Origin of the sequence: Peribacillus sp. NPDC058002 (assembly GCF_042886655.1) — a bacterium.
Taxonomy (GTDB): Bacteria; Bacillota; Bacilli; order Bacillales; family DSM-1321; genus Peribacillus; species Peribacillus aracenensis.
Map to the genome: position 1 here is coordinate 1 of NZ_JBHVQU010000221.1, position 5,828 is coordinate 5,828.

The following is a 5,828-nucleotide window of genomic DNA, read 5'->3' on the forward strand; positions in this document are numbered from 1 at the left end:
TTCAGAGTTCAATTTTAAAGCCGTCAATCCATATAATTATATGGATTGACGGCTTTTTCTAGTTGGCCGCGGGAATGGTTTAAAACAACTCGGAAAGAGCCAACATAAACAATCGAATACCACATCGGTGTGCCCGTTCAAGGATGGAACAAATTCAGGAAATACCCATCTTGGGAAGAAAGTCTTCGAGATCTTGCCAATCTATACGTAAACGGGACGTCATGAAATGGAAGTCTATATACAGCTGTCATTGGAGAAAAAAACATCCAAAGCAATATTCGATGCGGGGTATGCCTCGGATCCGAAATATACAGAAAAACTGGTGAATCTTATAAAAACAAGCGATTTAACTAAATATGAAGCAAGTAACGAGGAAGTTTATCATATTGTCAGTAAAGGGGATTCCGTCTCTGCGCTTGGAAAAGCATATGATTCTACACAAGTGAAGATTCAATAGTGGAATGGCTTGGTCGAACTTTACCTTATTAAAGTGAATCAAATATTAAGAATGACATGAAATTTTAACTGGGAACGGTATTTCAACGCTCTCCTTTTTTTGAATGAGCTTCTTTCCAAAGTATTTATATCAAGAGGGATAGTGAACCGTACATCCGTTATAAAAGATGTAATATTCACATGAAAATAGATTCTATTAAAAAATATATCAAAACCTACTCTTCCATATGCATATTGAGAGAATTCGGGACATAAATTAAACAAACAAAAAAAGCGCGGTTAGCGCTTTTAGTGTATTTGTCTATATAAGCCTATTACTTTTCCAAGTATCGAAACATCCCGTAAAATAATTGGTTCCATATTTGAATTCTCGGGCTGAAGCCTTATGTAATCCGGTTCCTTAAAGAATCGTTTTACAGTGGCTTCATCATCTTCCGTCATGGCCACGACGATATCTCCATTATTGGCATTGCTTTGTTGTTTCACGATGACATAGTCTCCATCATGAATTCCAGCTTCGATCATACTTTCACCCATGATTTCCAGCATGAATACATGGTCATCATGCGGAACCATGCTTTCGGGAAGCGGAAAGTATTCTTCTATGTTCTCGATGGCCGTTATAGGCATGCCCGCTGTTACTTTTCCAAGTAACGGAACGTTCACGACATTGGCTTTTGGAATATTGTTCGCTTCCTCCGAATTCATTATTTCAATGGCCCTTGGCTTGGTTGGGTCACGTCTAATCAGGCCTTTACTTTCCAGGCGGGATAAATGTCCGTGTACTGTTGAACTTGATGCAAGTCCCACTGCTTCGCCAATCTCCCGTACGGAAGGTGGATACCCTTTTTGGCGAACCTCTTCTTTAATGAAATCAAGAATATCTTGCTGCCGTTTTGATAGTTTAGTCATTAGTGCACCTCTTCCCCAAAGTTCTTTGCTATATTATAGCATGGCCCCCAACTCTATACAAACATAAGTTCGAATTTTGTTGTTGACTGAAACAAACGTTCGTATTATAATTTGGTCATAACATACGAACGAACATTCGCTTTGGAGGGATATTTATGAAAAAATTATACAAAAATTATATTTATACGATTCTATTAGCCGGATCAGTATTTATCTTTTCAATTTTATTCTCTTGTACATTGAACAATGATCAAAAAAATGATTTCCTTTCTATAGAAGTAAGTGAAGGTGACACCCTATGGGGAATTGCCGAAGAATATGAAGAAGCAAATTTGACAAAAAAAGAATTCATTGGTTGGATAGAAGAGCATAATGGAGTAAGGGCAGATTCGATTAAACCCGGTCAAGTCATCGTCATACCGGTTAAAGGGGAAGAACTTGTCCAGAATTTGGCCAGTGAGCAGTAAGCAGTGAAGGTAGGGTATTATGAAAGCGGTAATCTATTGTAGGGTCAGCACAGAAAAAGAGTCACAGGAAACATCATTGGCAAGGCAGGAAGATGAATTAGTCAAATTGGCAGAAAAGATGGATGTTGAAGTCATTTCCATAATAAAAGAACAGGCTAGTGGTTATAAGTTGAATAGGGATGGCATTTTTGACATGCTCGAACTATTTAAAACCAAAGAAGCTGAAGTACTATTAATCCAGGACGAAACGAGGCTGGGAAGAGGGAATGCCAAAATAGCCCTTTTCCATGTCATCCTTAAAGAAGATGTGAAAATTTATACGCTCTCACACGATGGCGAACTTGAGCTATCGGATTCGGATGCGATGGTCATCCAGATTGTCGGAATTGTAGAAGAATATCAAAGGAAACTACATAATCTAAAAATAAAGCGTGGGATGATAAGGGCCGTTGAAAAAGGGTATCGTCCTCAAAAAAATCTTCAGAATCAAAGGAATTCCACCGGAAGGGACCGTAAGGAGATTCCTATAGAAGAAATTATTAAACTTCGGGCCAATGGATTGACATTTGCAGAGATCGCAGCAACTTTGAGGGGCTTTGGATACAATGTTTCTAAGGCTACAGTGAATAGGCGTTTTCTCGAACATCAATTGAATACACTGGAAAGTCAATCATAGAACTTGTAATTTCGCTATTTTTTTAATACCATGACAATATCCGCAGATTATGAAGGAGCGAAATTATGTTATCAAAAGAAAAATTAGCCCGTATTAATGAACTTTCAAAAAAGGCAAAGGCTGAAGGTTTGACGGAAGTTGAGGCGAAAGAGCAAACCCAATTGAGAAGTGAGTATTTGGAAACATTCAGAAAGTCCATGACCAATACGTTGGAGCATGTGAAAGTCGTCGATCCAGAAGGTAATGACGTCACTCCTCAAAAGATAAAAAATATAAAAGAAAAAAGAAACTTACATTAATAATGCTTGGATTCTTCTGATGGAACATTCCATTTGAAGATTCTATTAGCATTTAGGAGTAAAAAGAGAGTGCATTCATGTATGTATTCTCCTATTTAGTTTAATCTAAATAGGGGGCTTCTCTTATTTCTAGAAAATTGTAATATTGGGGCAGTAAATAGTGATTTTAGTTGTGATATTAAGCTTGTCACTATAATATAAAGAGGTACATTACAGGAAGGGATGTTTTTACGATATGTTAGATAAATTAGATGCACTTTCTATTAATACGATTCGTACATTATCGATTGATGCAATTGAAAAGGCTAATTCTGGCCATCCAGGTATGCCGATGGGTGCAGCGCCGATGGCGTATAAACTATGGACCGAATATATGAACCATAACCCGAAAAATCCAGAATGGTTTAATAGAGACCGCTTTGTTCTTTCCGCTGGTCATGGGTCTATGCTGTTATACAGCCTTCTTCATCTATCGGGCTATGGCTTATCTATCGATGATTTGAAAAGCTTCCGCCAATGGGGCAGTAAAACTCCTGGACATCCTGAATACGGACATACGGCTGGTGTAGATGCAACTACTGGGCCGCTTGGACAAGGTATCGCAATGGCAGTCGGCATGGCAATGGCAGAACGTCACTTGGCAGAAAGCTATAACCGCGATTCTTATAATGTGGTCGATCATTATACATATAGCATTTGTGGAGATGGGGATTTAATGGAAGGTGTTTCTGCAGAAGCAGCTTCATTAGCTGGACATCTACAACTCGGAAGACTTGTTGTTTTATATGATTCTAATGATATTTCACTTGACGGAGACTTAAGTCAATCATTTAGTGAAAGCGTAGCAGACCGGTTCAAATCTTATGGATGGCAATATATCCGCGTTGAGGATGGGAACGATCTTCAGGAAATCGCTAAAGCTATTGAAGAAGCGAAAACTGACGATGCACGCCCAACATTAATTGAAGTGAAAACGGTTATTGGTTACGGTTCACCAAACCGTTCAGGTAAATCTGCTGTTCACGGAGCTCCGCTTGGTGCAGATGAGCTGAAATTGACAAAAGAAGCATATAAATGGACATTCGAAGAGGACTTCCATGTTCCTGAGGAAGTGTATTCACACTTCAATGAAGCTGTTGTTGATGCAGGCGCTCAAAAAGAAGAAGCTTGGAATGAATTGTTTAAAAATTACAAAGAAGCGCACCCTGAGTTAGGAGAGCAATTGGAGCATGCCATCAAAGGTGAACTGCCTGCTGAATGGGATCAGGAAATTCCGGTCTATGAAGAAGGTAAGACATTAGCTTCCCGTGCTTCAAGTGGGGAAGTACTAAATGCAATTGCCAAAAAGGTACCTAGCTTCATTGGGGGTTCTGCAGATTTAGCTGGATCGAATAATACTGCCATTAAAGGTGAGACAGATTTATTACCTGGTAATTACAGTGGGCGTAATATATGGTTCGGTGTACGTGAATTCGCTATGGGTGCGGCTTTAAATGGAATGGCACTTCATGGTGGTTTAAAAGTATACGGAGGAACATTCTTTGTATTCTCTGATTATCTGCGTCCAGCCATAAGAATGGCAGCACTAATGGGACTGCCGGTAAACTATGTGTTCACTCATGACAGCATTGCTGTAGGGGAAGACGGACCGACTCATGAGCCAATCGAACAATTAGCATCATTGCGTGCAATGCCTAACCTAGGGGTAATACGTCCAGCTGATGGCAATGAAACGGCAGCAGCCTGGAAAGTGGCAATGGAGTCTACAAATAAACCAACTGCTCTTGTACTGACTCGTCAAGGATTGCCAACAATAAAAGACACTTCCGAAACTGCGTATGAAGGTGTTTCAAAAGGTGCTTACATCATCTCTGCTTCTAAGAAAGAAGTAGCTGATGCATTACTTCTTGCGACTGGTTCCGAAGTGAACTTGGCTGTGGAAGCACAGAAAGCTTTAGCGAACGAAGGAATTGATGTTTCGGTAATCAGTATGCCATCATGGGATCGATTTGAAACTCAATCTAAAGAATATAAACAAAGCGTAATAAATCCGGCAGTGAAAAAACGTCTAGCTATCGAAGTGGCTTCACCATTTGGCTGGGATCGTTATGCAGGTGATGAGGGTGAAATATTGGCCATCAATCATTTTGGAGCTTCTGCACCTGGCGGTAAAATCATGGAGGAATTCGGTTTTACTGTAGAAAATGTAGTTGCTCGAGTTAAGGAAATGCTTAAATAATAGTAATGGGAACTGACACCAAATGGATTGGTGTCAGTTTTTTTACCAAAAACAATCCTATTTTATATTGAATGTGTTCCTATTCGAAAGGAAATCTTCCATTCGACAAAAAAAGAAGAAAATTTCTCCAGTAAACAACATATCTTTTTAGTTTGTCAATATATAATGAGAATAAATAAATTTCGTTTAATTGTGTCAGTTAAAGGGGAAAGTCATCAATAGTGGAGAGGATCCTGGTGGTTAGTTGTTTTCGTGATCAAAATGGGAGAGCTAGGAGGCATTGGCTGATGAGAACCTATCAAATTTATTTAATCGAAGATGAATTTGCCCATCATTATTATGGAAGAGAAAAGCTATTTTTCAATTTGTTTTTGGAGTATATTCAAGCAAGGGGCAGACTGAAGAGTATTTTGCAAAAACAAATCGAATATGTCACCAAAACAGTCCCGATATACCAGTTGCAGGTAGCTATTGAACAACGTTTGCAAAAAAAGATGAATTATTGGACTCAAAATGGAAAATACTATTTAGAAAAAACAAATGGAACAAGTAAAGCCGTTTTAATCATTCAAAATGAGTCCATTACTCTTAAGGCTGAAGGAGATTATGAAGCGGAGACCGCTTTCTTTGAAAGTATTCGAAAATATGAAGCGAGTTTTCTGGCAATTGATTTTGAACATGAAAAATACGGTTGGTTAAAACCGATAAAAGAAAGAAAATTTGTCTAAATGGGGGACTTTTAGTTATAGTGTTTTGTATAATAACGTTTGGTATATTAA

At 38.7% G+C, this 5,828-nt stretch carries 7 protein-coding genes; 6 read left to right on the forward strand and 1 reads right to left on the reverse strand.

All coding sequences use genetic code 11. The features are described from left to right. The first annotated feature begins 226 nt into the window (after window positions 1-226). On the forward strand, window positions 227-457 hold the full coding sequence (locus ACFVSH_RS22060; RefSeq protein ID WP_387707829.1) for a hypothetical protein: 231 nt from the start codon (window positions 227-229) through the stop codon (window positions 455-457). A 287-nt stretch (window positions 458-744) separates the two neighbouring features. Here the strand turns inward: ACFVSH_RS22060 and lexA are convergent, their stop codons facing one another. Beyond that, window positions 745-1,368 carry a transcriptional repressor LexA gene (gene lexA / locus ACFVSH_RS22065; RefSeq protein WP_098372919.1) on the reverse strand — a complete coding sequence of 208 codons (624 nt, stop codon included), beginning with the start codon at window positions 1,366-1,368 and terminating at the stop codon, window positions 745-747. A gap of 155 nt (window positions 1,369-1,523) precedes the next feature. Between lexA and yneA the strand changes: the two genes are divergently transcribed. The 5 genes from yneA to sirA all read left to right on the forward strand — a co-directional run bounded on the left by yneA (window position 1,524) and on the right by sirA (window position 5,777). Further along, complete coding sequence (yneA, locus tag ACFVSH_RS22070) at window positions 1,524-1,835, forward strand: cell division suppressor protein YneA (RefSeq protein ID WP_076368838.1); 312 nt, start codon at window positions 1,524-1,526, stop codon at window positions 1,833-1,835. A 19-nt stretch (window positions 1,836-1,854) separates the two neighbouring features. Further along, the gene (locus ACFVSH_RS22075; protein ID WP_387707831.1) at window positions 1,855-2,511 is read left to right on the forward strand and encodes a YneB family resolvase-like protein; all 657 of its coding nucleotides are present in this window, start codon (window positions 1,855-1,857) and stop codon (window positions 2,509-2,511) included. A 65-nt stretch (window positions 2,512-2,576) separates the two neighbouring features. Further along, window positions 2,577-2,810 (forward strand): DUF896 domain-containing protein, encoded by a 234-nt coding sequence (locus ACFVSH_RS22080; protein ID WP_076368840.1) that lies wholly within the window; start codon window positions 2,577-2,579, stop codon window positions 2,808-2,810. Between the two features lie 235 nt (window positions 2,811-3,045). Beyond that, window positions 3,046-5,049, forward strand: coding sequence for a transketolase (gene tkt, locus ACFVSH_RS22085; RefSeq protein ID WP_387707833.1), 2,004 nt, complete (start codon window positions 3,046-3,048; stop codon window positions 5,047-5,049). Window positions 5,050-5,336: 287 nt separating this feature from the next. Next, complete coding sequence (gene sirA / locus ACFVSH_RS22090) at window positions 5,337-5,777, forward strand: sporulation inhibitor of replication protein SirA (protein WP_192204348.1); 441 nt, start codon at window positions 5,337-5,339, stop codon at window positions 5,775-5,777. The last annotated feature ends 51 nt before the right edge of the window (window positions 5,778-5,828 follow it).